Annotated in this window: 20 protein-coding genes; 14 read left to right on the top strand and 6 right to left on the bottom strand. The window is 64.7% G+C overall.

Annotation, left to right across the window (positions count from 1 at the left end):
* Positions 1-15: 15 nt before the first annotated feature.
* The 4 genes from xdhC to uraH all read right to left on the bottom strand — a co-directional run bounded on the left by xdhC (position 16) and on the right by uraH (position 5,167).
* Positions 16-909 carry a xanthine dehydrogenase accessory protein XdhC gene (xdhC, locus tag EJ067_RS14480; RefSeq protein ID WP_126086334.1) on the bottom strand — a complete coding sequence of 298 codons (894 nt, stop codon included), beginning with the start codon at positions 907-909 and terminating at the stop codon, positions 16-18.
* A gap of 62 nt (positions 910-971) precedes the next feature.
* Entirely contained in the window at positions 972-3,314 is a 2,343-nt protein-coding gene (gene xdhB / locus EJ067_RS14485) for a xanthine dehydrogenase molybdopterin binding subunit (protein ID WP_126086335.1), read from the bottom strand.
* A complete protein-coding gene (gene xdhA / locus EJ067_RS14490) occupies positions 3,314-4,789 on the bottom strand; it encodes a xanthine dehydrogenase small subunit (protein ID WP_126086336.1) in 1,476 nt (491 codons plus the stop codon). The genes xdhB and xdhA overlap by 1 nt, the downstream gene beginning before the upstream one ends.
* A 3-nt stretch (positions 4,790-4,792) precedes the next feature.
* On the bottom strand, positions 4,793-5,167 hold the full coding sequence (uraH, locus tag EJ067_RS14495; protein ID WP_126086337.1) for a hydroxyisourate hydrolase: 375 nt from the start codon (positions 5,165-5,167) through the stop codon (positions 4,793-4,795).
* 196 nt (positions 5,168-5,363) lie between these two features.
* Here uraH and puuE point away from each other — a divergent pair, with 196 nt between their 5' ends.
* The 14 genes from puuE to EJ067_RS14565 all read left to right on the top strand — a co-directional run bounded on the left by puuE (position 5,364) and on the right by EJ067_RS14565 (position 21,029).
* Positions 5,364-6,788 carry an allantoinase PuuE gene (gene puuE / locus EJ067_RS14500; RefSeq protein WP_126086338.1) on the top strand — a complete coding sequence of 475 codons (1,425 nt, stop codon included), beginning with the start codon at positions 5,364-5,366 and terminating at the stop codon, positions 6,786-6,788.
* A gap of 12 nt (positions 6,789-6,800) precedes the next feature.
* Positions 6,801-7,661, top strand: a complete 861-nt coding sequence (locus tag EJ067_RS14505; protein ID WP_126086339.1) for a bifunctional allantoicase/(S)-ureidoglycine aminohydrolase — start codon at positions 6,801-6,803, stop codon at positions 7,659-7,661.
* Positions 7,658-8,149 (top strand): ureidoglycolate lyase, encoded by a 492-nt coding sequence (locus tag EJ067_RS14510; protein WP_126086340.1) that lies wholly within the window; start codon positions 7,658-7,660, stop codon positions 8,147-8,149. The genes EJ067_RS14505 and EJ067_RS14510 overlap by 4 nt, the downstream gene beginning before the upstream one ends.
* A 16-nt stretch (positions 8,150-8,165) precedes the next feature.
* The gene (locus EJ067_RS14515) at positions 8,166-8,759 is read left to right on the top strand and encodes a nucleoside deaminase (RefSeq protein ID WP_126086341.1); all 594 of its coding nucleotides are present in this window, start codon (positions 8,166-8,168) and stop codon (positions 8,757-8,759) included.
* A 71-nt stretch (positions 8,760-8,830) separates the two neighbouring features.
* Entirely contained in the window at positions 8,831-10,816 is a 1,986-nt protein-coding gene (locus EJ067_RS14520) for a CocE/NonD family hydrolase (RefSeq protein ID WP_126086342.1), read from the top strand.
* Positions 10,817-10,967: 151 nt separating this feature from the next.
* The gene (locus EJ067_RS14525) at positions 10,968-12,554 is read left to right on the top strand and encodes an ABC transporter substrate-binding protein (RefSeq protein WP_126086343.1); all 1,587 of its coding nucleotides are present in this window, start codon (positions 10,968-10,970) and stop codon (positions 12,552-12,554) included.
* Between the two features lie 16 nt (positions 12,555-12,570).
* Positions 12,571-13,530 carry an ABC transporter permease gene (locus EJ067_RS14530; RefSeq protein ID WP_126086344.1) on the top strand — a complete coding sequence of 320 codons (960 nt, stop codon included), beginning with the start codon at positions 12,571-12,573 and terminating at the stop codon, positions 13,528-13,530.
* 11 nt (positions 13,531-13,541) lie between these two features.
* A complete protein-coding gene (locus EJ067_RS14535; RefSeq protein WP_126086345.1) occupies positions 13,542-14,369 on the top strand; it encodes an ABC transporter permease in 828 nt (275 codons plus the stop codon).
* Positions 14,369-16,024, top strand: coding sequence for an ABC transporter ATP-binding protein (locus EJ067_RS14540; RefSeq protein WP_126086346.1), 1,656 nt, complete (start codon positions 14,369-14,371; stop codon positions 16,022-16,024). The genes EJ067_RS14535 and EJ067_RS14540 overlap by 1 nt, the downstream gene beginning before the upstream one ends.
* A gap of 92 nt (positions 16,025-16,116) precedes the next feature.
* Positions 16,117-16,956, top strand: coding sequence for an alkaline phosphatase family protein (locus EJ067_RS14545; RefSeq protein ID WP_126086347.1), 840 nt, complete (start codon positions 16,117-16,119; stop codon positions 16,954-16,956).
* 84 nt (positions 16,957-17,040) lie between these two features.
* Positions 17,041-17,994, top strand: a complete 954-nt coding sequence (locus tag EJ067_RS14550; protein ID WP_126084495.1) for an IS5 family transposase — start codon at positions 17,041-17,043, stop codon at positions 17,992-17,994.
* A gap of 386 nt (positions 17,995-18,380) precedes the next feature.
* The gene (locus EJ067_RS14555; protein ID WP_126086348.1) at positions 18,381-18,947 is read left to right on the top strand and encodes a sigma-70 family RNA polymerase sigma factor; all 567 of its coding nucleotides are present in this window, start codon (positions 18,381-18,383) and stop codon (positions 18,945-18,947) included.
* On the top strand, positions 18,944-19,612 hold the full coding sequence (locus tag EJ067_RS14560; RefSeq protein WP_126086349.1) for an anti-sigma factor: 669 nt from the start codon (positions 18,944-18,946) through the stop codon (positions 19,610-19,612). The genes EJ067_RS14555 and EJ067_RS14560 overlap by 4 nt, the downstream gene beginning before the upstream one ends.
* Positions 19,602-21,029 carry a S8 family serine peptidase gene (locus tag EJ067_RS14565; protein WP_126086350.1) on the top strand — a complete coding sequence of 476 codons (1,428 nt, stop codon included), beginning with the start codon at positions 19,602-19,604 and terminating at the stop codon, positions 21,027-21,029. Before EJ067_RS14560 ends, EJ067_RS14565 begins: the two co-directional genes overlap by 11 nt.
* A gap of 161 nt (positions 21,030-21,190) precedes the next feature.
* Here EJ067_RS14565 and EJ067_RS14570 read toward each other — a convergent pair whose 3' ends face one another.
* Positions 21,191-21,478, bottom strand: coding sequence for a hypothetical protein (locus tag EJ067_RS14570; protein WP_126086351.1), 288 nt, complete (start codon positions 21,476-21,478; stop codon positions 21,191-21,193).
* A gap of 404 nt (positions 21,479-21,882) precedes the next feature.
* Positions 21,883-23,655, bottom strand: coding sequence for an adenylate/guanylate cyclase domain-containing protein (locus tag EJ067_RS14575; protein WP_126086352.1), 1,773 nt, complete (start codon positions 23,653-23,655; stop codon positions 21,883-21,885).
* Positions 23,656-23,885: the final 230 nt, after the last annotated feature.

Raw genomic sequence — 23,885 nt, forward strand, 5'->3', positions numbered from 1 at the left:
ACGCGGCGACCGGCCTCAGCCGGCCATCACCTTTTCGGGCGCGGTCGAAGCCGATGCCTGCGACACCAGCGCCGTCATGATCTCGGCGGCGGCAAGTGCTGCGATCACCGCCGGGCGCTTGTCCTTCACCGTATTGCCGCCGATCGGCGAGACGAGGCGGTGGAATTCGGCCTCGCTGCCCTCGTACGACTTCAGGAACCAACTCTTGAACGTCGCCTTCTTGGTCTTGGAGCCGATCATGCCGACATAGGCGGTGTCGTCGCGCTTCAGCGCCTCGGCGACGATCAGGAAATCGAGCGCATGGTCGTGGGTGAGGATGGCGAAGGCCGATCCTGCCGGCGCCTCGCGCACCAGGGCCTCGGGCATCGGCGTCAGCCGCGTCTCGACCGTTTCCGGCATGCCTTCCAGCGCGTCGGCGCGCGTCTCGACGACGACGACATGAATCGGCAGCAGCGTCAGCGAAGCGGCCAGCGCCTGGCCGACATGGCCGCCGCCGAAGACATAGACATGCGGCAGATGCGCCTCTTCCGATTCGGCCTTGGCGATCAGTCCCTGTTCGAGGGCCGCATCGACCGGGCGTATCCGCACCTCGACGCGACCGCCGCAGCACTGGCCGATCTCCGGTCCGAGCGGGACGTCGAGCGTGGCGCAGACCTCGTCGACTTCGATGCGCGCTTCACTGGTCTCGGATCGAGATGCCGCCCTTCCGGTCAGCATCTGCCGCGCCTTGTCGATCGCCATATATTCGAGCTGGCCGCCGCCGATGGTGCCGAAAATCGCCGATGCCGAGACCAGCATGAAGGCGCCGGCCTCGCGCGGCGTCGAACCCTTGGTGGCCGCGACCTCGACGAGTGCGACCCGGCCGGCACGACCGAGAAAGTCCTTCAGGCTTTGCGCTTTCCGGTTCATCGACTGCATGTCCCTGCACGGGAATGTAGGCCTTTCGGGCCGGATTTGCACCTTTGGCTCGTTCAGGCCGGTTTTGCGGCCTTCAGCCGCTCGATCGCCATCAGCACGCGCTCTGGCGTTGCCGGCGCGTCGAGACGCGGACAGACTTTGTGGTCGGCGACGCTCGCCACCGCATCGGAGAGCGCGTGCAGCACCGACATGCCGAGCGGGAAGGGCGGCTCGCCGACCGCCTTGGAGCGATGCACGGTCGGCTCGTTTGCCTCGGACCAGTCGGCGAGGGTGACGTTGAAGATCTTTGGCCGGTCGGAGGCGAGCGGGATCTTGTAGGTCGAGGGCGCATGGGTGCGCAGCCGGCCCTTGTCGTCCCACCAGAGTTCTTCGGTGGTCAGCCAGCCCATGCCCTGGATGAAGCCGCCCTCGATCTGGCCGAGGTCGATGGCGCGGTTCAGGGAGCGGCCGGTCTCATGCAGGATGTCGGTGCGCTCGACGACATATTCGCCGGTGAGCATGTCGACCGACACCTCAGAGCAGGAGGCGCCATAGGCAAAATAATAGAAGGGGCGGCCCTCGCCCTTGTCGCGGTTCCAGTGGATCTTCGGCGTCTTGTAGAAGCCGGCCGCCGAAAGCTGGATGCGGGCCATGTAGGCCTGCTTGACGAGGTCGCCGAAGGGTATCTCCTGGTTGCCGATGCGGACCCGGTTGGGCAGGAACAGCACCTGGTCGCGCGGCACCTGGTACTTTTCCGAGGCAAAATTGGTCAGTCGTTCCTTGATCTGGCGGGCGGCGTTCTGCGCCGCCATGCCGTTGAGGTCGGAACCCGAGGATGCGGCGGTGGCCGAGGTGTTTGGCACCTTGCCGGTGGTGGTCGCGGTGATCTTCACCTGGTCGAGGTCGATCTGGAATTCCTCAGCCACCACCTGCGCCACCTTGAGGTAGAGGCCTTGTCCCATCTCGGTGCCGCCATGGTTCAGGTGCACCGAGCCATCGGTATAGACATGCACCAGGGCGCCTGCCTGGTTGTAGTGCGTGGCGGTGAATGAGATGCCGAACTTGACCGGCGTCAGCGCCAGCCCGCGCTTGATGAAGCGGCTGTTGTTGTTGAAGGCGCTGATCTCGCGCCGGCGCCGCGCATAGTTCGAGCTCGCTTCCAGTTCGGCGATGATGCGGTGGATGACGTTGTCCTCCACCGTCTGGTGATAGGGCGTGATGTTCCTGTCGGACGTGCCGTAGAAATTCTTCTTGCGGATCTCGAGCGGGTCCTTGCCGACAGCAAAGGCCACTTCGTCGATGATGCGCTCGGCCCCGACCATGCCTTGCGGGCCGCCGAAGCCGCGGAAGGCGGTGTTCGACACGGTGTTGGTATAGAGCGGCGCCGACTGCGCATGCACCGTCGGCCAGAAATAGGTGTTGTCGCAATGGAACAGCGCGCGGTCTGTCACCGGGCCGGAGAGGTCCGAGGAAAAGCCGCAGCGCGCCGCGAACATGAAGTCGACGCCGAGGATGTTGCCGTCATCGTCGAAGCCGACCTCATAGTCGATGAGAAAATCGTGCCGCTTGCCGGTGGCGGTCATGTCGTCGTCGCGGTCGGGCCGGATCTTGACCGCGCGATGATGACGCTTGGCAGCGATGGCAGCGAGCGCGGCAAACTGGTTGCCCTGCGTTTCCTTGCCGCCGAAGCCGCCGCCCATGCGGCGGATTTCCACCATGACGGCATTGCTCGGCACGCCGAGCGCGTGACTCACCATATGCTGGACTTCGCTCGGATGCTGGGTCGAGGAATAGATGGTGACGTCCTGGTCCTCGCCCGGAATGGCCATGGCGATGTGGCCTTCGAGATAGAAATGCTCCTGGCCCCCGACGCGCATCTTGCCCTTGAGCTTGCGGGGCGCTGCCTTGATCGCGGCAGCGGCATCGCCGCGCTTAAGGGTTAGCGGCGGCGTGACAAGCTTATCCTTATTCGGGTCGAGCGCACCGACGTCGGTGACGAAGGGCAGTTCCTTGTATTGGACCTTGGCCAGCCTGGTGGCGCGGCGGGCCTCCTCGCGCGTCTCGGCAATGACGCAGAAGATCGGCTGGCCGTAGAACTCCACCTTGCCGTCGGCAAGCACCGGCTCGTCATGGCGGCCGGTGGGCGAAATGTCGTTCTCGCCGGGCACGTCCTTCGCCGTCAGCACGTCGACGACGCCCGGAGCAGCGCGCACGGCCGACAGGTCCATCCCGGTGATGGTGGCATGCGTTGCGGTGGAAAGGCCGAGGCAGCCATGCAGCGTGCCGGCCGGTTCCGGCATGTCGTCGATATAGACCGCGGTGCCGCTGACATGCTTGTGCGCGGAATCGTGCCGCTGGTCGCTGGCGACGCCGCCAGAGATCTTTTGCGCCTTGAGGTTGGGGACGTGCTTGGTCATCAGGCCGCCTCGTTGCGTGACACCTGGAACGGCGCCCTGGTGCCGGTGGTTTCGACGTGGAAGCGCAGCAAAAGGTTCTTTGCCGCCAGCGCCCGGTATTCGGCGGTCGCCCGCATGTCGGTTATCGGCGTGAAGTCGCTGGCATATTCGGCCATCGCGGCCTCCACGGTTTCCTCCGTCCAGGCCTTGCCGATCAGCGCCTTCTCGACCGCCGCGGCTCGCTTCGGCGTCGGCGCCATGCCGCCATAGGCGATGCGGATGTCGGCCACGGTGCCGTCCCTGGCCAGGGTCAGACAGAAGGCGCCGAGGGTCGCGGTGATGTCCTCGTCGCGGCGCTTGGTGACCTTGTAGACGGCAAACTTCGTGCCCTTTGCCGGCACCGGCACATGCACCGCCTCGACGAACTCGCCGGGCTGCCGGTCCTGCTTGCCATAGGCGATGAAGAAGGTTTCGAGCGGGACCGTGCGGCGCGCCTCGCCCTTGCGCAGCGTCAGCCGCGCTCCCAGCGCGATGAACGGCGGCGGCGTGTCGCCGATGGGCGAGCCGTTGGCGACGTTGCCGCCGATGGTGCCCATGTTGCGCACCTGCTCGCCGCCGATGCGGTCGACCAGCGGACCCAATGCGGGGATGCGCCTGGATAGAGTCTCGAAGGCCTCGGTGTAGGTGACGCCGGCGCCGATCGTGATGACCCCATCGGCCTCCGACATCGAGCGCAGGCCGTCGAGCCCGCCGATGAAGACCGCCGGCGCAATGTCGCGCATATGCTTGGTGACCCACAGGCCGACATCGGTCGAGCCGGCAACGATCGTGGCGCCCGGCTCCTTCTCGAGCAGGGCGGCGAAATCGTCGACATCAGCAGGCACGATCAGCCGCTGCTTGCCCGAACCGACCTCCACCCGCGCGCCATCGCGCAGCGCTTCCAGGCGGGCGATGATATCCTTGCGCTCCACCGCCAGCGGATCCTTGGCCGCCTTGCCGTAGCTCGAAATGGCCCGCGCCGCGCGCATGATCGCCTCGTAGCCGGTGCAGCGGCAGAGATTGCCCTGCAGCGCCTTTTCGATCGCCGCGTCGGAGGGGTTGGGCGTCTTCATCCAGAGAGCGTAGAGCGACATGACGAAGCCCGGTGTGCAGAAGCCGCATTGCGAGCCGTGGAAATCGACCATCGCCTGCTGCACCGGGTGCAGGTTTTCTCCGTCGCCGCGCAGATGCTCGACGGTGACCACATGGGTGCCGTCGAGCGAACCCATGAAGCGTATGCAGGCGTTGACGCCTTCATAGACCAGGCCTTCGGCGGAGAGCTTGCCGACCAGCACCGTGCAGGCGCCGCAATCGCCCTCGGCGCAGCCTTCCTTGGTGCCGCGCAGCGAGCGATTGAGCCTGAGCCAGTCGAGCAGGGTCGCATCGGGCGCGATGTCGGCCAGCGCGACGTCGGCGCCGTTGAGGATGAAGCGGATCTCGTTGCGGGTCTCAACCATGGCTCAGCTCCCGCGATAGGTCGAGTAGCCGTAAGGCGAAATCAAGAGCGGCACATGATAGTGGCGTTCCTCCGCCATGCCGAAGCGGATCGGCACGATGTCGAGGAAAGCAGGCTGCGGCAGGCTGATGCCCTGCCCGCGCAGATAGTCGCCGGCGGCGAAGACCAGCTCATATTCGCCGGTGCGGAAATCGGCGCCGGCAAGCAGCGGCGCGTTGCAGCGGCCGTCACCATTGGTGGTGACGGTCTTGAGGTGGGTGCGGCCTTGCCGCTCGACGCGGAAAAGCTCGATCGACAGGCCCTTTGCCGGCCTGCCGGTCGCGGTGTCGAGCACATGGGTCGTCAGACGCCCGCCATCGGCTTTCAACGTTTCTGCCACTGGCCGCCTCCCATTTGCTGTACGAACCCAACGGCCGGTACAGTCCAACGTTTTCAGGTCAATTGTGCGCCAATTAAAGGCGATGCATAAGTCCCGGTCGAGCGGAGTGCGGCAAAAAGCACTTTCAAAAATTTTCGGGGGAATGCTGGAGCACTCCTTTCGATATCTTCATTTCAATTGTCGGGCAGGAGCGACCATGCGTTACGAACGGGACATGCGCGGTTACGGGACCAATCCACCAGACCCGAAATGGCCCGGCGGCGCACATGTCGCGGTGCAGTTCGTCGTCAACTACGAGGAAGGCGGCGAGAACTGCGTGCTGCACGGCGACAGGGCTTCCGAAGCCTTCCTGTCCGAGATCGTCGGCGCTGCACCGTGGGTCGGCAAGCGCCACTGGAACATGGAATCGATTTACGAATATGGCGCCCGGGCAGGCTTCTGGCGGCTGTACCGGCTGTTCACCGAAGCCCAGGTGCCAGTGACCTGCTACGGCGTCGCCACAGCGCTGGCGCGCTCGCCCGACCAGGTCGCGGCGATGCAGGAGGCCGGCTGGGAGATCGCCTCGCACGGGCTGAAGTGGATCGACTATCGCGACCACACGCCTGAGGACGAGAAGCGCGACCTCGAGGAGACGATCCGGCTGCACTACGAAGTGACCGGCGCGCGGCCGACCGGCTGGTACACCGGCCGCACTTCGGTCAACACGGTGCGGCTCGTCGCCGAGGAAGGCGGCTTCGACTACGTCTCCGATACATATGACGACGAGCTGCCCTACTGGTTCGACCGCGACGGGCTGGAGAAGCCGCAGCTCATCATCCCTTACACGCTCGACGCCAACGACATGCGCTTCGCCACGCCACAGGGCTTCAATTCGGGCGACCAGTTCTTCGCCTATCTGAAGGACAGTTTCGACACGCTCTACGCCGAGGGCAAGGCTGGGCGGCCGCGCATGATGAATATCGGCCTGCATTGCCGGCTGGTCGGCCGTCCGGGCCGCGTCGCGGCGCTGAAGCGCTTTGTCGACTATGTGAAGTCGCACGACAAGGTGTGGCTGACCCGGCGCATCGACATCGCCAGGCATTGGCGGGAGACGCATCCTTACCAGGCGCCGGCGCTGCGCCCGTCACGGATGGAGTTCGAAGCCTTCGTGCATGCCTTCGGCGGCGTCTTCGAGCACTCGCCGTGGATCGCCGAGCGCGCCTACGAACTGGAGCTCGGTCCGGCGCATGACAGCGCCGGCGGCCTGCACAATGCGCTCTGCCGCGTCTTCCGCGCAGCGACCGAGGCCGAGCGGCTTTCCGTGCTCAACGCCCATCCCGATCTTGCCGGCAAGCTGGCGGCGGCCAGGCGGCTGACGCCGGAATCGGCCAAGGAACAGGCTTCGGCCGGGCTCGACGCGCTGACCGACAAGGAGCGCGAGCTGTTCTCGAAGCTCAACGCCGCCTACGTCACCACCTTCGGCTTCCCCTTCATCATCGCGGTCAAGGGCAAGACCAAGGATCAGATCCTGGCGGAGTTCGAGGCGCGCATCGGCAATAGCCGCGGCGTCGAGTTCGAGACCGCCTGCAGACAGGTCGAGCGCATCGCGCTGCTTCGGCTGAAAGACATGCTTCCACAATAGGCTTCAACGCACATGGATATGATGAAAATGGCCGAGCGAACCTACTATGCGCCGCATGGCGGCCATCCCGGCCAGACCGAGCTTTTGACCGGCCGCGCCGTCTTCACCGAAGCCTATGCCGTCATCCCCAAGGGGGTGATGCAGGACATCGTCACCAGCCCGCTGCCGTTCTGGGACAAGACGAGGGCATGGATCATCGCCAGGCCGCTCTCCGGCTTCGCCGAGACGTTTTCGCAATACATCGTCGAGGTCCTGCCCGGCGGCGGCAGCGACCGGCCCGAGCTCGACGCCGAAGCCGAGGGCGTTTTGTTCGTGGTCGAGGGCGAGATCACCGTCTCGCTCGCCGGCAAGAAGCATGTGCTTGCCCCCGGCGGCTTCGCCTTCCTGCCGCCATCCAGCGGCTGGACGGCGCGCAACGAGAGCGGCGACGCCGTCCGCTTCCACTGGATCCGCAAGGTCTATGAGGCGGTGGACGGCCTCGACGTACCGGAAGCCTTCTTCACCAATGAGCAGCAGATCGAGCCGAGTCCGATGCCCGGCACCGAGGGACGCTGGGCGACGACGCGCTTCGTCGACCCGGCCGACCTCAGCCACGACATGCATGTCACCATCGTCACGCTCAAGCCCGGCGCCGTCATTCCCTTCGCCGAGACGCATGTCATGGAACACGGGCTTTATGTGCTCGAGGGCAAGGCCGTCTATCGCCTCAACCAGGACTGGGTCGAGGTCGAGGCAGGCGACTTCATGTGGCTGCGCGCCTTCTGCCCGCAGGCCTGCTATGCCGGCGGCCCGGGCAACTTCCGCTACCTGCTCTACAAGGACGTCAACCGGCACGCCAAGCTTGGCGGCGCCCTCGGCGGTCGCGCGCGGTGACCCGCATCGTCGCCCAGCCGCTGACGCGCGAAAACTTCGCGCCGTTCGGCGACGTCATCGACATGGGCGGCGACAACCGCTACCCGATCAACGGCGGCAAGGCGATGCGCTACCACGACCTCGCCACAGCCGAGGCGACCGGGCCGAACGCAAAGGTGCTGATCTCGATGGTACGCGGCACGCCCTACGAGATGCCGCTGAAGCTCACCATGGTCGAGCGCCATCCGCTCGGCAGCCAGGCCTTCATACCGCTGTCGCCGCGCCCGTTCCTGGTCGTCGTCTGCCATGACACCAAGGACGGGCCGGGCGAGCCGCATGCCTTCATCACCGCGCCCGGGCAGGGCATCAACTATCGCCGCAACCTCTGGCACGGCGTTTTGACGCCGATCGGCGAGGAACAGGATTTTCTCATCGTCGACCGCGGCGGCGACGGCTCCAACCTCGAGGAGTGTCATTTCTCGCACCCCTACGAAATCCACCTTCCCTAAGGGTTTTCGATTTCCCATGACCGACATTTCGCTGATCGACCGCCTGCTCGACGTGATCGAGCATGACATCGTGCCGAAGACCGCCGAAGGCGTTGCTCACGGCAACAAGCTGTTCGGCGCCGCCATACTCAGGAAAGACGACCGCTCGCTGGTGCTCGCCGAGACCAACAACGAGATCGAAAATCCGCTCTGGCATGGCGAGGTGCATTGCCTGAAGCGTTTCTACGAGATGCCGAAGGCCGAGCGCGTCGACACCGAGGATGCGCTGTTCCTGGCGACGCACGAGCCCTGCTCGCTCTGCCTGTCGGCGATCACCTGGACCGGCTTCGACAATTTCTACTACCTCTTCAGCCACGAGGATTCGCGCGACAGTTTTGCCATCCCGCATGACCTGAAGATCCTGAAGGAGGTCTTCACCCTCGACCCCGGCGGCTACAACGCCGAGAACGCCTACTGGAAGAGCTTTTCCATACGCCGGCTGGTGCGCTCCCTGCCCGAGACGGAGCGCACGCGGCTGGAGGCGCGCATCGGCAAGATCTCCGCGCGCTATGACGAGCTGTCAGGCACATACCAGGCGAGCAAGGGCGACAACGACATTCCCCTGAGCTGACGCTTATTGACCAGCCGATTTCGCCGGCTGGCCCACGACGCCCTGCCGGCGGTTCCATCATGTGCCCTGCCATGAAAATCGTCACCGAATTCCCCCGCAAAGTAGTCGAATTTCCGGTAATCGGCATCGTCATGCCTGACGGCTGCCGGCTGTCGGCGCGCATCTGGATGCCGGAAGACGCGACTGACGATCCGGTGCCGGCGATCCTCGAGCACCTGCCCTACCGCAAGCGCGACGGCACCATCTTCCGCGATCAGCTGACGCATCCCTATTTCGCCGGCCACGGCTATGCCTCGATCCGCGTCGACATGCGCGGCAACGGCGATTCCGAAGGGCTGATGGACGACGAATATTCGGAGCAGGAACTGCAGGATGCCTGCGACGTCATCGCCTGGGCGGCCAGCCAGCCCTGGTGCAACGGCAATGTCGGTATGATGGGCATTTCCTGGGGCGGCTTCAACTGCCTGCAGGTGGCGGCCAAGCAGCCGCCGGCGCTGAAGGCGGTGATCAGCCTGTGTTCGACCGTCGACCGCTATGCCGACGACATCCACTACAAGGGCGGCTGCCTGCTCCTGGAAAATTTCGGCTGGGCCTCGACGATGCTCTCCTATTCGTCGCGGCCGCCGGATCCGCTCTTCGTAGGCAACGACAGGTGGCGCGACCTTTGGCTGACCCGGCTGGAGAACCAGCCTTTTCTCGCGCCGCTGTGGCTCGGCCATCAGCACCGCGACGCCTATTGGAAGCGCGGCTCGATCTGCGAGGATTTTTCCGCTGTTCAGGCGGCGGTGCTATCGATCGGCGGCTGGCATGACGGCTACCGCAATACGATCTCCAACCTTGTCACCAACATCCAGTCGCCGGTCAAGGGTATCGTCGGCCCATGGATCCACAAATACCCCCACTACGCGGCACCCAATCCAGCCATCGGCTTCCTGCAGGAGGCGCTGCGCTGGTGGGACCGCTGGCTGAAAGGCGCTGAGACCGGCGTCGAGGCCGACCCAGCCTATCGCGCCTATGTGATGGACAGCGTGCGCCCTGCGCGCTGGCATCCCGAGCGGCCGGGTCGCTGGATCGCGGAACAGGACTGGCCGTCGCCTAACATCAAGATACAAACGATCGAACTGATCCCCGAAGGCAAGGAACCCGCCATCGTAGCCTCGCCGCAAAGCTGCGGCCTCGCCGGCGGCGAGTATTTTCCCTTCACCTTCGGTCCGGAACTGCCAGGTGACCAGCGCCCCGACGACGCCCTGTCGGTGTGCTTCGACCAGCCGCCGCTCGGCGAGGCGATCGACATCGTCGGCGCGCCGGAGGTTCTGGTCCGGGTCGCCTCCGATCTCCGGCAAGCGAACATCGTGGTGCGGCTGTGCGACGTCCACCCGGACGGCGCCTCGGAACTGATCTCCTACGGCGTGCTCAACCTGACGCATCGCAATTCGCATGAGTTCCCTGAGGCGCTGGTGCCGGGAGAGAGCGTTTCGGCGCGGGTCGTGCTCGACCAATGCGCCTACCGGGTGCCATCAGGACACCGGCTGCGGATTGCCGTGTCCAGCGCTTACTGGCCGATGATCTGGCCGTCGCCGGAGCCGGTCCAGTTGGACCTGTCGGCCGCGACGCTGATGCTGCCGCTGCGCCCGGCGGCAACAGGCGACGAGGCCACCTTCCCTTTGCCGGAGGCCGCCTCGCCCTGGGCGACGAAGGTTGTCCGTGCCGCCAATTCCGAACGCCATGTCGACCGCAACGAAAAGACCGGCTTGGTCACGCTTTCCGTAACGGACGATTTCGGCGAGGCGCGCGACCTCGAGCATGACCTCGTCCATGGCAGCATCGTCCGCGAGATCTGGGCGATCCATCCGGACGACCCGCAATCGGCGACGGGCAGCACGCACTGGACGCAGACATTGTCGCGGAATGGATGGTCGGTGCGGACCGAAACCTTCGCCAACATGCGCTCAGACGCACAAAACTTCGTCCTCAGCGCCAGAATCGAGGCCTATGAGGGGGAGAAACTGGTGTTTGAGCGCGATTTCAAGCAGGCGATTCCGCGCGCCCTCGTGTGAGCGCTGGCAGGATTGGTCCAATTGCGACGCGTCATTTACGCCACGGCATGTCGCATTCGGTCTTGCTTGTCGCTTTCCCTTACGGTCATTATCCTCCTCAAGAAACGAGAAACGACCGTAAGGTCGAACCATCAGAGTGAGGAACCCTACAATGTCTAACGAACTGGACTATCTCAGCCGCCGTGTCGCCGCCGGCAAGCTCAGCCGCCGCGATTTTCTCGGCCGCGCCGCCGCGCTCGGCATCTCCGCTCCCTTCGCCAATTCGCTGCTTTCCAGCGCAGCCCGCGCCGCCGGCCCGGTCAAGGGCGGCACGCTGAAGGCCGGCCTGGTCGGCGGTGAATCCACCAACAGCCTCGATCCGGCGCTGATGATGACGCAGGTGCCGTTCGCCTTCGGCAAATGCTGGGGCGAAATGATCGTCGAGCTCTCCCCCGACGGCAAGCTCGAGAACCGCATCGCCGAGGAGATCGGCGCTTCGGATGATGCGAAGACCTGGACGCTGAAGATCCGCGACGGCATCGAATTCCACAACGGCAAGACGGTGACCGCCGAGGACGTCGCCGCCACGCTGGAGCGCCATTCGGACGAAAAGTCGAAGTCCGGCGCGCTGGGCTACATGAAGGGCATCGACACCATCAAGGCCAGCGGCAAGGAAGTCGTGCTGACGCTGAAGGAGCCGAATGCCGACCTTCCCTACCTGCTCAGCGACTATCACCTGATCGTCCAGCCGAACGGCGGCAAGGACAAGCCCGACGCCGGCATCAGCGCCGGTCCGTACAAGGTCAAGGTCAACGAGCCCGGCGTGCGCCATGTCGGCGAGCGCTTCGCCAATTACTGGCAAGGCGACAAGATGGGCCATGCCGACCAGGTCGAAGTCGTCGTCATCAACGACGCGACGGCGCGCACGGCGGCCCTGCAGGGCGGCCAGGTCAACATGATCAACCGCGTCGAGCCGAAGATCGTCGACCTGATCAAGCGCGTGCCGGGCGTCACCATCCGCAACCACTCCGGTCCCGGCCACTACGTGTTCATCATGCATTGCAACACGGCGCCGTTCGACAACAACGACCTCAGGATGGCGCTCAAGCTGGCGATCAACCGCGAGGAGATGCTGAACAAGGTGCTGCGCGGCTACGGCTCGCTCGGCAACGACTTCCCGATCAATGCGTCCTACCCGCTGTTCACCGAGATCGAGCAGCGCAAATACGATCCCGACAAGGCCAAGTTCCACTACAAGAAGTCGGGCCATGACGGCTCGATCCTGCTCAGAACCTCCGATGTCGCCTTCCCCGGCGCCGTCGATGCCGCGCAGCTCTATCAGCAGAGCGCGGCCAAGGCCGGCATCAAGCTGGAGATCAAGCGCGAGCCGGGCGACGGCTACTGGAACGAGGTCTGGAACAAGCAGCCCTTCTGCGCCTCCTACTGGGGCGGCCGCTCGACCCAGGACCAGATGTACTCGACCGCCTACCTGTCGTCGGCCGACTGGAACGACACGCGTTTCAAGCGCCCGGACTTCGACAAGATGGTGCTTGCCGCGCGCGCCGAGCTCGACGAGGCCAAGCGTAAGCAGATGTACCACGACATGGCCGTCATGGTGCGCGACGAGGGCGGCCTGATCCTGCCGATGTTCAATCAGTTCATCGACGCCACCGGCGCCAAGGTCGCAGGCTGGGTGGACGATCCGCATCAGGAGCTTTGCAACGGCTACGCGCTGGCGAAGTGCTGGCTCGAAGCCTGAGCACGGCCTTGCGGAGATGTCCTCACCCATCGTGAAACTGATGGCCCAGCGCATTGCGCTGGGCATCCTCCTTCTACTGGCCGTTTCGGTCCTGATCTTCGCCGGCACCCAGATCCTGCCCGGCGACGTCGCGCAAGCCATACTCGGACAATCGGCGACGCCGGAGTCGCTCGCCAATCTGCGCGAGCAGCTCGGGCTCAACCAGCCTGCCTATATCCGCTACTTCCACTGGCTGGGCGGCGTGCTCACCGGCGACCTCGGCACCGCCATGTCGAGCGGGCAGGACATCGCGACATCGATCAAGGATCGGCTTTGGAACACGCTGTTTCTGGCCTTCTGGGCGGCAATCGTCGCCATTCCGCTGGCGATCACGCTCGGCCTCATCGCCGTGCGCTACCGCAATGGCTGGATCGACAAGCTGATCTCCGGCCTGGCGCTGGCCTCGACCTCGTTCCCGGAGTTCTTCATCGGCTACCTGCTGGTCTTCTACTTCGCGGTTCAGCATCAATGGTTTCCCGCCATCTCCACCGTCTATGAAGGGATGCCCCCCGGGGAACGCATACAGGCGATCGCCCTGCCGGCGGCGGCCCTGACCCTGGTGGTGCTCGCCCACATGATGCGCATGACGCGCGCGGCGATCCTCAACGTCATGCAGTCGGCCTATGTCGAGACGGCCGAGCTCAAGGGCCTTTCCGCCTTTGCCGTCATCCGCAAGCATGCTTTCCCGAATGCGATCGCGCCTATCATCAACGTCGTCATGCTCAACCTTGCCTATCTGGTGGTGGGCGTCGTCGTGGTCGAGGTGATCTTCGTCTATCCCGGCATGGGCCAGTATCTCGTCGACCACGTCACCAAGCGCGACGTTCCCGTCGTGCAGGCGGTCGGCCTGATCTTCGCCGCCGTCTATATCAGCCTCAACATCATCGCGGACATTGCGGCGATCGTCGCCAATCCGCGGCTCAGGCATCCTAAGTGAGCGGAGCGGAAATGCTGGATATCAGACGCATTCCCATCCCCGCACTGATCGGCCTGGTGCTGACCACCCTGTTCGTGGTGGCGGCGCTCTTCGCACCATGGATCGCGCCGCACGGCAATGCCGAGATCGTCAGCGATACCCCTTGGGAACCGATGTCGGCTGCGCATTGGCTGGGCACCGACAATCTCGGGCGCGACCTGCTCTCGCGCATGATCTACGGCGCCCGCATCACGCTGTTCATCGCCGTGCTGGCCACGGCGCTGTCCTTCTCGCTCGGCGCCATCCTGGGCTTCTCGGCCGCGGTGTTCGGCGGCTGGTACGACACAATCCTGTCGCGCCTCGTCGACCTCCTGATGTCGATACCGACGCTGATCATGGCCCTCGTCGTGCTCTCGGTGCTGCCTTCCAACCTGGTGACGCTGATCCTGGTGATGGGCATCCTCGATTCGACCCGCGTCTATCGCCTGTCGCGCGCGGTCGCCGTCGACATCAACGTCATGGACTATGTCGAGGCGGCGAAACTGCGTGGCGAGGGCAGCGGCTGGATCATCTTCCGCGAGATCCTGCCCAATGCGCTGTCGCCGCTGGTCTCGGAACTCGGCCTGCGCTTCATCTATGCCGTGCTGTTCCTGTCGACGCTGTCCTTCCTCGGTCTCGGCGTGCAGCCGCCGGATGCCGACTGGGGCGGCATGGTGAAGGAGAACAAGGACGGCATCGTCTTTGGCATCGGGGCCGCGCTCATCCCGGCGGCGGCGATCGCGGCACTGGCGATCTCGGTCAACCTCGTCGCCGACTGGGTGCTCAACCGCACGACGAGCCTGAAGGGAGGACGCGGCTGATGGCTGACAGCAAAGCGAAATCCGGACTGCTTCTCGACATCCGCAATCTGCGCATCGAAGCGACGGTCTATCCGCCCGGCGAAGCGCCGAAGACGATCACGCTTGTGCACGACGTGTCGCTGACCCTGGAAAAGGGCAGGGTGCTCGGGCTGATCGGCGAATCGGGCGCCGGCAAGTCGACGATCGGGCTGTCGTCCATGGGCTACGGCCGCGGCGGCGTGCGCATCACCGGCGGCGAGGTCATCCTCAACGGCCGCGACATCCTGAAAGGCGGCAAGGAAGGTTTTCGCAAATTGCGCGGCCGCGAGGTCTGCTATGTCGCGCAGTCGGCGGCGGCGGCCTTCAATCCGGCGCACCGGCTGATGGACCAGGTGGTGGAAGCTTCGCTCCTGCATGGCACCGCCACCCGGGCCGAGGCCGAGAAACGCGCCGTAGCGTTGTTCAAGAAGCTCAGCCTGCCCAACCCCGAAACCATCGGCGAGCGTTTCCCGCACCAGGTCTCCGGCGGCCAGCTGCAGCGCGTGATGACGGCGATGGCGCTGTGCTCGGAGCCGGATCTGATCGTCTTCGACGAGCCGACCACCGCTCTCGACGTGACGACGCAGATCGACGTGCTGGCGGCGATCAAGGACGCCATCCGCGACACGCATGTGGCGGCTCTATACATCACCCACGACCTCGCCGTCGTGGCGCAGGTGTCGGACGAGATCATGGTGCTGCGCCACGGCCGCTTGGTCGAATGGGGCGGCACCCGCCAGATCATCAAGGAGCCACGCCAGGAATACACCAACGCGCTGGTCTCGGTGCATGAGATCGAGCACAAGGAGCAGCAGCCCGGCACGACGCCGATGCTGTCGGTGAAGAACGTGACGGCCGCCTATGGCGGCGGCCACGTCAAGGTGCTGAAGAACGTCTCGGTCGACATCCATCCTGGCCAGACGCTTGCCGTCGTCGGCGAGAGCGGCTCCGGCAAGTCGACGCTGGCGCGCGCCATCACCGGACTGTTGCCGCCGGAGCAGGGAAGCGTCGTCTTCGACGGCCGCACGCTCGGCAACAGGCTTTCCGACCGGCCGAAGGAGGACCTGCGCCAGCTGCAGATGATCTACCAGATGGCGGATGTGGCGATGAACCCGCGCCAGACGGTGGGCACCATCATTGGCAGGCCGCTGGAGTTCTATTTCGGCATGAGGGGCCGCGAGCGCGACAAGCGCGTTGCAGAGCTGCTCGACGAGATCGAGATGGGCAAGGGCTTCATCGACCGCTATCCGGCCGAGCTTTCCGGCGGCCAGAAGCAGCGCGTGTGCATCGCCCGCTCGCTCGCCGCCAAGCCGAAGCTGATCATCTGCGACGAGGTGACGTCGGCGCTCGACCCGCTGGTCGCCAACGGCATCCTCAAGCTGCTGCTCAACCTGCAGCAGGTCGAGAAGGTCGCGTATCTGTTCATCACCCACGACCTCGCGACCGTGAAGTCGATCGCCGATTCGATCGCGGTGATGTATCGCGGCGAGGTTGTCCGCTACGGCGCCAAGAGCAAGGTGCTGACGCCACCCTTCGACGCCTACACCGACCTTCTGTTGTCATCCGTGCCCGAAATGGAGATCGGCTGGTTGGAGAAGGCGATCGCAGGCCGGCGCATGGAGAGCGCCGGGAACTGAGGCTGGCTTCCTCTTCCTGCAGCGTCCATGAGGCTGGCCGATTGGCCAAGCCTTCGATGCTGACCTCTCCCCAAGGACCGCATGGAGCCGCCGTGGCGCTCAGATCCAAACTGCTGCTCATCATCCTTGACGGCGTGCCCTACCGCAACTGGCGCCGGCTGATGGGCAATCTCGAAGGCTGGGCGCAGTCCGGCGAAGCGCAGGTGTGGAAGATGCGTTCCGTGCTGCCGTCGACCTCGGCCTGCTGCTACGCCTCGATCCACACCGGGGTCACGCCGCAGGTGCACGGCATCCTGTCGAACGAGAACCGGTTCCGGGTCGAGCAGCCCGATATCTTCTCCGAGGTCAGCAAGGCCGGCGGCAAGACCGGCGCTGTGACCCACTCCTACTGGTCGGAGTTCTTCCGCTCCCATCCGTTCGACCTGGTCGAGGACATGGAATTCGACGAGCCCGGCGGACCGATCACGCATGGCCGCTTCCACACCATGACCGGTTACAATCTCAAGAACCAGATGACGCCGAGCGACGTCGACCTGTTCGCGACGCTGACGATGCTGACGCGGCGCCACGGCATCGACTACGGCATCCTGCACACCTGCACGCTGGACTCGATGGGCCATCGCTTCGGCCACGACTGTCACGAGATGGATCATGCCTGCTACGTGATGGACGGCATGCTCGCCGCCTTCCTGCCCGGCTGGCGCGAAGCCGGCTATGAAGTGATCGTCACCGCCGACCACGGCCAGACCGACCGCGGCCATCACGGCGGACACGACGACGAGATGCAGGATTTCGCGCTCTATTATTTCGGCCCGGCCAAAGGCCCCGAAGCCGACACGCTGCTCGACCAGCTGCAGCTCGCGCCGACGGTGCTGAGCCGGCTCGGTGTGGCGATACCCGAGACGATGAAGGCGACGGTGTTTTTGGAGTGAAGTGCCGTCCCCTTCTCCCCTTGTGGGCCTGTTGCGTAATTGGCTGGTTGTGATTCTCTGAGTTGGAACTCGGAGGGAATCGCGATGGCGGTGAAGCGGACGGGTCAGTTGAGCCTGGCGGAAGCATTTCTGGGCCAGAAGCTTGCTGGTGGATCCTCGCCGCTCGATCGGCTGTCCGGTCTGGTGAAGTGGTATCGCTTCGAGAAGCTGCTCAACCCGCTACGCGATGGCGGCCCGGGACGTGCGGCTTGGCCTCCGCTGGTTCTGTTCAAAGCACTGCTGCTGCAATCGCTCTATGGGCTATCGGATCGCGAACTCGAGGAAGCGCTGGGCGACCGGCTGTCGTTCCGGCGCTTTGTCGGGCTTGGCCTTGAGGAGAGCATTCCCGATCACTCAGTGCTGTCGCGCTTCCGCAACCTGCTTGTCGGCGAAGGGCTGATGGAAAGGCTGTTTGGCGAACTGGACCGGCAGTTGGAGAAGGTCGGCGTAATCCTGAAGCGCGGCACGATGCTGGATGCGACGCTGATCGATGCGGTCTCGGCGCCGCCGACAGCCGAGCGGCCCTCGAAGGATGCCGATGCCCGTCCCGTGCGGCGGGGCAAGGGCGGCTTTACCTTCGGCTACAAGGCCCATGTTGGGGTCGACGAGGGCTCTGGTCTGATCCGCACGGTGATCACCACGCCGGCCAACGTCAACGACACGGTAATGGCCGATCACTTGATCCGAGGCGACGAGAAGACGGTGTGGGCGGATGCCGCCTATGACACGCATGCCCGGCGTGCTCGGCTCAAGGCCGAGGGCAGGAAGCCGCGCATTGCCCGCCGCCCCAATAAGCACCATTCGCTGCCCGAGCGGCTCAAGCGCTACAATCGCCTGATCGCACGACGGCGGGCGGCGGTGGAGACGACCTTCGCCACGCTTAAGAACCGCATGAAACTGACCACAATCCGCTATGTCGGACTGGCCAAGGCCGCAGCCCAGGTGACACTTGCCGCGATCGCTTTCAACATGCGCCGATGGGCGGCAATCACAGGATAGGTGCGCCTAGCCTCCAGCCTAAGGCCGCCCGCCACCATCAAACTCCACCCCAAAAGCCAAAAATGAGCGAGACCTCACGGCCAAACCGCCTCGCGGGTCTGTCCGCGCTAACTGCGCAACAGGCCCACAAGGGGAGAAGGTGTCGCCGAAGGCGACGGATGAGGGGTGCTCCAGGGAACGCCGACGCCCCACTCCGCTGGAACACCCCTCATCCGTCTCGGCGCTGCGCGCCGATCCACCTTCTCCCACAAGGGGAGAAGGAGAGGCGCTGCCTACTGGCAACCTCCCCTTTCTTCGGTTAGCTTCCGAAAATTCCTTGGCGGAGGATGAACCTTTTTGGACCGATCAGCGACAGAGCCACGAGGAGCCAGGCGGCTCGACCGGCCATGAACGCGGCGACGGAAACCGATCGCGCGCTTGTAGACCGGGTCGCGAAGGGCGACCGGGCCGCCGTGCGGCTCCTGTTCATGCGTCACCACGCGCGGATCTACCGCTTCGTGGCGCGCCAGACGGGATCGGAAATGATGGCCGACGATATCACCAATGAGGTCTTTCTCGAGCTGTGGCGGCAGGCACCGGGCTTCGAAGGCCGCTCCGAGGTCTCGACCTGGCTGCTCGGCATCGCGCGCTTCAAGGCGCTGTCCCTGCTGCGCAAGAAGAAGGAAGACTGGATCGACGACGACGACGCGGCGCAGGTTCCCGACAGCGCCGACACGCCGGAAATCGTTACCATGAAGGAAGACAAGGCCGCCGCCTTGCGCCGCTTCGTCGATGCCTTGCCGGAGGAACACCGCACGGTGATCGACCTCGCCTACTATCACGGCCAGTCGGTGACCGAGATCGGCGAGGTGCTCAATATCCCGGTCGCGACGGTCAAAACGAGGATGTTCTACGCCCGCAAGAAACTCGGCGAGGCGCTGAAGGCCGCCGGCTACGACAGGGGGTGGCCATGAGCGCCGCTGAGAAAATGTCGCGCCGCGACGAGATGGAGACGCTGCTGCCGTTCTACCTGAACGGCTCGCTGGAAGGCGCCGAGCTGGAAGCCGTCGAGGAATGGCTGGCCTCCGATCCGGCGGCGATGGCCGCCCTTGGCGAGGCGGAGGCCGAGTTCTCCGGCACCGCCGCCGCCAACGAGGCGATTCGCCCGCCGGCGGATGCGCTCTCGCGCTTCGCCAGGGCGCTCGACGCCGAGGCCGGTCCGGTGCGCGCGCCCGCCGGCCAGTCATGGCTGGCGAGCATCTTCGGCCGGCTTACGGCAATGCCCGCCGGCGTGGCCTGGGCGGCGGCCGCGGCGCTGCTTGCGCTGGTCGTGGTGCAGTCCTTCGAGCAGCCCGGCGGCAAGGGCAACGACTTCGAGATCGCCGGCGCCGAGGACGACCTGGCGAAGCTGCCCTTCGCCCTGGTGAAGTTCAAGGCGGATGCCAGGATGTCGGACATCGCCGCCTTCCTCGGCCAGAACGGGCTGAAGATAGCCAGCGGGCCGACCGCCGACGGCGTCTTCCATCTGACCATCCCGGCGAGCAACGCGGCCGACTACGACAAGCTCGTCGGCCTTATTGCCGCCCAGCCTTTCGCGGAGGCTGTGATGCAGGGAAGGAAACCGGTCGATGGCGGCTAAGGCGGTCATTCTTCATGCGGCAATCCTGACGGCGGCATTTGTCGCCGCGCCCGCCTTTGCGCAGACCAACGATCCGAGCCTTTCGCAGAAGCAAGTCGACTGCCTGAACCGCACGACGGCAGCCGGCGCCGATTGCGACAAGAATGCCGGCGGCAAGAGCGATGGCAGCAAGTCAGGCGCAGGCACGGCTGCCGTGTTTATGCCTGCGCTGATCGTCGACCTGTTTCCGAATTCCCCGGCAAGTCCGGCGCCCTCAAATCCGTCGAATGGAGGGTCGCGACCAAGCAGCCCAACGAACACGCCAGCTCCAGCGCCCGGTCCCCCGCCCACGGGTCTCAATTTGGCCGCGCCGCCGCGCGCGGTCAGCGGCGAGTTCGTTCCCGACGAGGTGCTGGTGACGGTGCAAGGCGATGCCGGCGCGGTGCAGCAGATCGCCACCGCCTTCGGCCTGCAGGTGCGCTCAGAGCGCCAGTCACGGCTGCTCGGCGGCACGCTGGTGCGCTTCGGCATTCCCGACGGACGGCCGGTCGGCGTGGTGCTGGCGCAGCTTGCCGCCGACGGCCGCACGCAGCGGCGCGAGCCGAACCACATCTACTCGCTGCAGCAGGCCGCCGGCATCGTCAACTATGCCTTCGACCGCATCGCGCTGGATGCCAAAAGTGCCAGCGGCGAGAATGTGCGCGTCGCCGTCATCGACACCGGCATCGACGACACCAACCCGGCACTGAAAGGCGTGATCGCCGACCAGTTCGACGCCATGCCGAAAGTGCCGATCGAGAAGCGCGACCACGGCACTTCGGTCGACGGGCTGATCGCCGGCGTCGGCGCGCTGGAAGGCATGGCGCCGGGCGCCAGGATTTATCACGCGCGCGCCTTCGAAGGCGGCAAGTCGACCATGGATGTCATCCTGTCGGCGCTTGACTGGGCCGCCGAACAGGACGTGCGCATCATCAACATGAGCTTCGTCGGCCCGAAGAACGACCTGCTCGGCACCGCCTGCCGCAATGCGCGCGCGCTCGGCATGGTGCTGGTCGCGGCGGCCGGCAACAACGGCCCGAAGGCGCCCTATGGCTACCCGGCGGCCTTCGACGGCGTCATCGCGGTGACCGCCACCGACGCCAAGGACGGGCTTATGGCGCAGGCCAATCGCGGCGCCTATGTGTTCATCTCGGCGCCAGGGGTGGAGATGGTGGCGCCGAGCGGCACTGGCTCGGATGTGGTGACCGGCACCTCTTTCGCCGCAGCCATTGTCAGCGGCGCCATCGCCAACCTGATCCACGCCGCGCCCGACCGCTCGGCCGACGACATCGAGAAGGCGCTGGCCGCCACCGCGAAGGATCTCGGGCCGAAAGGACGGGACAATGATTTCGGCTATGGCCTGCTGGATATGAAGGCGGCCGGAGCGGCGAAGGAGTGAACCTTTCGTCGAGTCGGATTGCGCCCAACACTTGATCAGGTGGGTGGCCGCCGATGACCGAAATGGGCCCGCGCAATGCGCTCGCAGCGCCGGCCTTCGGGCGCATCGATGAAGCTCTCGATAAGTTTGAAGCCCAGCGCCACCAACGGCCGCAGTTGGCGCTATGCTCTCTTCACGATTCTCGGCTTGGTCGGTCGGCGGGATTGAGCCTCCCCTTCGATAGCCAAGGCCAACCGTTTCTCGTCTTCGATGGCGCGATCGACCGCCTCGATTTGTTCTTGGAGCGCCTTCAGCTGGGCACCGTAGCTGGAGCCATCGCTGTCCCCGATCTGAAAGCCACTTGCCCGCATCGCGTCGCGGGTATGGTGCACGTTACGGACGCCTTCGCGTCGAGTCGCGACCAGGATTTCCCTGAACTCTGCAAGACGTTCAACGTGAGTGCGGGTCATTGCGTTCTCCTATTTCGTCGTCAATCGTCGCCAGGGGCGCTTCAAAACGGCCAAAACTCATGGGCGCAGAAGGTATAAAAGACTATGGGAGATACTCTCGACAAAGCATGAGCGCGAAAGCTCAAATTTGAACGTCTTGCAATAACGTGGAGCGCCGCCAGGCGGAAATCACCTTAGGATCGATCTATCGTGTGCTAGGGCGGCTCAGCGTTTGATAGAATCGCCGAACAGCTCTAACTATTTGTTTTTAGGCAACTCCAAACGGAAAACTGCTGCGCATTTTTCCTGGAATTGCTCTAGTCTTTCAGCTGGCCGCTTGGCGCTGTTCGGCTGGTCTGGGGCGCGGGATCTTCAGCCTTTCCCGCAGCATTCCAGCTCGTCGTAGACAATGCCTGCCGCCAGCGTCAGGAACTCTCCGGCACTCCAAGCCTCCGCAACGGACCAATCACCGCATCAGCGTCCTTGGAGTCCTTGAACGGCATCGCTCTTCGGAAGGTTTCGATCGAGTAGCTCGGAACCAGGCGTTTGAAATTGCCAATCGCTGCCCTGGCCTCGTCCATCCGTCCCAAGCTTGCCAGTGCAACGGCCAGATTGCGGTGCGCCAGCGGATGCTCGGGTGCGCGAGCAGTGGCATTCTCGCCGAACATAATCGCCTGCTCATAGTTGCCGGCCACTACGTTAGCTATCGTCGCCGCCGAAATCAGCTGCGCGATGTGATAGTCGCGCGGACTCAGCCTCAGCGCCCTTCCCACCCCCTCAACAGCACGCTCCGAGTGCCCGGCAAACATGTGCGCCATACTGTATAGATAATATCCGTGCGCGGAACTCGGATTCTCTTCGATTCCCCGCTCCATTTCGCGAATGCCGGAGTCATATTGGCGGCTGTAGATATGTGCGAAACCCAGGCCGAAACGGCCCAGGTGACCGTGGTCACCGATCGCCACGGCTCTCAGGCCCGCTGCCCGCATTTCTTCGATCGAGCCGCCGACGTCGGACGTCCAGCTGGTCACGACGTCGTAGTAGCAGGCGATCGACAGACCGCCCCAGGCCATGGCGAGTTCAGGATCCATTGCGATCGACTTGCGGAACCATTCCTTGGCCAGTTGCTGGTCCTGCCGGTTCACGCGGTAGTAGTGCCAGAACGCACGCTGGCACAGCTCCCAGGCGTCGAGATTTTCGGGGCGCCCGACGCGGGCGCGATGCTGCTCGGCGTCGCCGATGACCGGCTCGAGCGCGCCAACGATCCTGTCGGTGATCTCGTCTTGGACCGCGAAGGTGTCGGCGAGGTCGCGATCGTAGCGCTCGGCCCAGACATGGCGGTGATCGGTGGCGTCGATCAGTTGCGCCGTCACCCGGATGCGGTTGCCCGACTTGCGGACGCTGCCTTCGACCACGTAGCGGGCACCGAGCTTGCGGCCGACGTCGCGGATGTCCACCGCGTGGCCCTTGAAGACGAAGGTCGAGTTCCGCGCGATCACCGGAAACCACTTCCAGCTCGATAGCCGTAGGATGAGGTCCTCGGTCAGTCCGTCGACGAAGAACCCATGGGCGGGATCGCCGCTCATGTTGTCGAACGGCAGGACGGCAATCGCCGGCCGGCCGGCAAATCCGGCCACCGGCGCCGAGACGTCGACCAGCGGCGAAACGGCCGAGACCTTCAGTCCATAGACCCTGACCGGTCGGGCAATGTTCTTGACCTCGCGCTCGCCCATGTCCTCGAACACCAGGTCCAACTTGTTTCCAACCTCTTCGAACACCTTGGCCGATATGCAGATGCCGCCAGGCTCGGCCAACTGCTCTAGCCGAGAGGCGATGTTCACGCCGTCGCCGAGCAGATCGTCGTCATCGACGACGACGTCGCCAAGGTTAATGCCGATCCGGAACCTGATCTGCCGCGCACTTGGCGTGTCAGCGTCGAGGTCAGCCACCCTGCCCTGGATTTCGACAGCGCAGCGAACGGCATCGACCGCACTTGCGAACTCGACCAGCGCGCCGTCGCCCATCAGCTTCACGACGCGGCCGCGATGCTCAGCGATGAGAGGCTCGATGGTTTGGGTGCGAAGGCGCCTGAGCCGATTGAGTGTGTCTTCCTCGTCGGTCTCGGTCATTCGGCTGTAGCCGGCCACATCGGCCGCAAGGATTGCCGCGAGCTTTCGCCGAAAGCGCTCTTCGGCCATTTTGTTGGCCTTCCGACTCGAGAGGGAGCCTATTGTGCACGATAGGGTTAGTCTATCGGGATGCGGAGGGGGCGACAACCTGCTCGGTTATGTGTGGATCGGCATGCAAAATTGACACCCTAGCAGAGTGCGCCCGTGAGAGTGGACAGAGATCAGGCTGACTTTGCCAGTCTGGCGGATGTGTTGAACTTGAACTGCTGCGGGCCCTCGAAGCTCTCGAACGCCATGGG

The sequence above is a fragment of the Mesorhizobium sp. M1D.F.Ca.ET.043.01.1.1 genome, from assembly GCF_003952385.1.
In the GTDB taxonomy this organism is placed as follows: domain Bacteria; phylum Pseudomonadota; class Alphaproteobacteria; order Rhizobiales; family Rhizobiaceae; genus Mesorhizobium.

Coding starts and splice junctions, on each gene's coding strand:
- xdhC (WP_126086334.1), bottom strand. CDS start 909: ATGAACCGGAAAGCGCAAAGCCTGAAGGACTTTCTCGGTCGTGCCGGC.
- EJ067_RS14520 (WP_126086342.1), top strand. CDS start 8,831: ATGAAAATCGTCACCGAATTCCCCCGCAAAGTAGTCGAATTTCCGGTA.
- xdhB (WP_126086335.1), bottom strand. CDS start 3,314: ATGACCAAGCACGTCCCCAACCTCAAGGCGCAAAAGATCTCTGGCGGC.
- EJ067_RS14540 (WP_126086346.1), top strand. CDS start 14,369: ATGGCTGACAGCAAAGCGAAATCCGGACTGCTTCTCGACATCCGCAAT.
- EJ067_RS14530 (WP_126086344.1), top strand. CDS start 12,571: ATGTCCTCACCCATCGTGAAACTGATGGCCCAGCGCATTGCGCTGGGC.
- EJ067_RS14565 (WP_126086350.1), top strand. CDS start 19,602: ATGGCGGCTAAGGCGGTCATTCTTCATGCGGCAATCCTGACGGCGGCA.
- EJ067_RS14570 (WP_126086351.1), bottom strand. CDS start 21,478: ATGACCCGCACTCACGTTGAACGTCTTGCAGAGTTCAGGGAAATCCTG.
- EJ067_RS14560 (WP_126086349.1), top strand. CDS start 18,944: ATGAGCGCCGCTGAGAAAATGTCGCGCCGCGACGAGATGGAGACGCTG.
- EJ067_RS14575 (WP_126086352.1), bottom strand. CDS start 23,655: ATGGCCGAAGAGCGCTTTCGGCGAAAGCTCGCGGCAATCCTTGCGGCC.
- EJ067_RS14555 (WP_126086348.1), top strand. CDS start 18,381: ATGAACGCGGCGACGGAAACCGATCGCGCGCTTGTAGACCGGGTCGCG.
- EJ067_RS14505 (WP_126086339.1), top strand. CDS start 6,801: ATGGATATGATGAAAATGGCCGAGCGAACCTACTATGCGCCGCATGGC.
- puuE (WP_126086338.1), top strand. CDS start 5,364: ATGCGTTACGAACGGGACATGCGCGGTTACGGGACCAATCCACCAGAC.
- EJ067_RS14515 (WP_126086341.1), top strand. CDS start 8,166: ATGACCGACATTTCGCTGATCGACCGCCTGCTCGACGTGATCGAGCAT.
- EJ067_RS14525 (WP_126086343.1), top strand. CDS start 10,968: ATGTCTAACGAACTGGACTATCTCAGCCGCCGTGTCGCCGCCGGCAAG.
- EJ067_RS14535 (WP_126086345.1), top strand. CDS start 13,542: ATGCTGGATATCAGACGCATTCCCATCCCCGCACTGATCGGCCTGGTG.
- EJ067_RS14550 (WP_126084495.1), top strand. CDS start 17,041: ATGGCGGTGAAGCGGACGGGTCAGTTGAGCCTGGCGGAAGCATTTCTG.
- xdhA (WP_126086336.1), bottom strand. CDS start 4,789: ATGGTTGAGACCCGCAACGAGATCCGCTTCATCCTCAACGGCGCCGAC.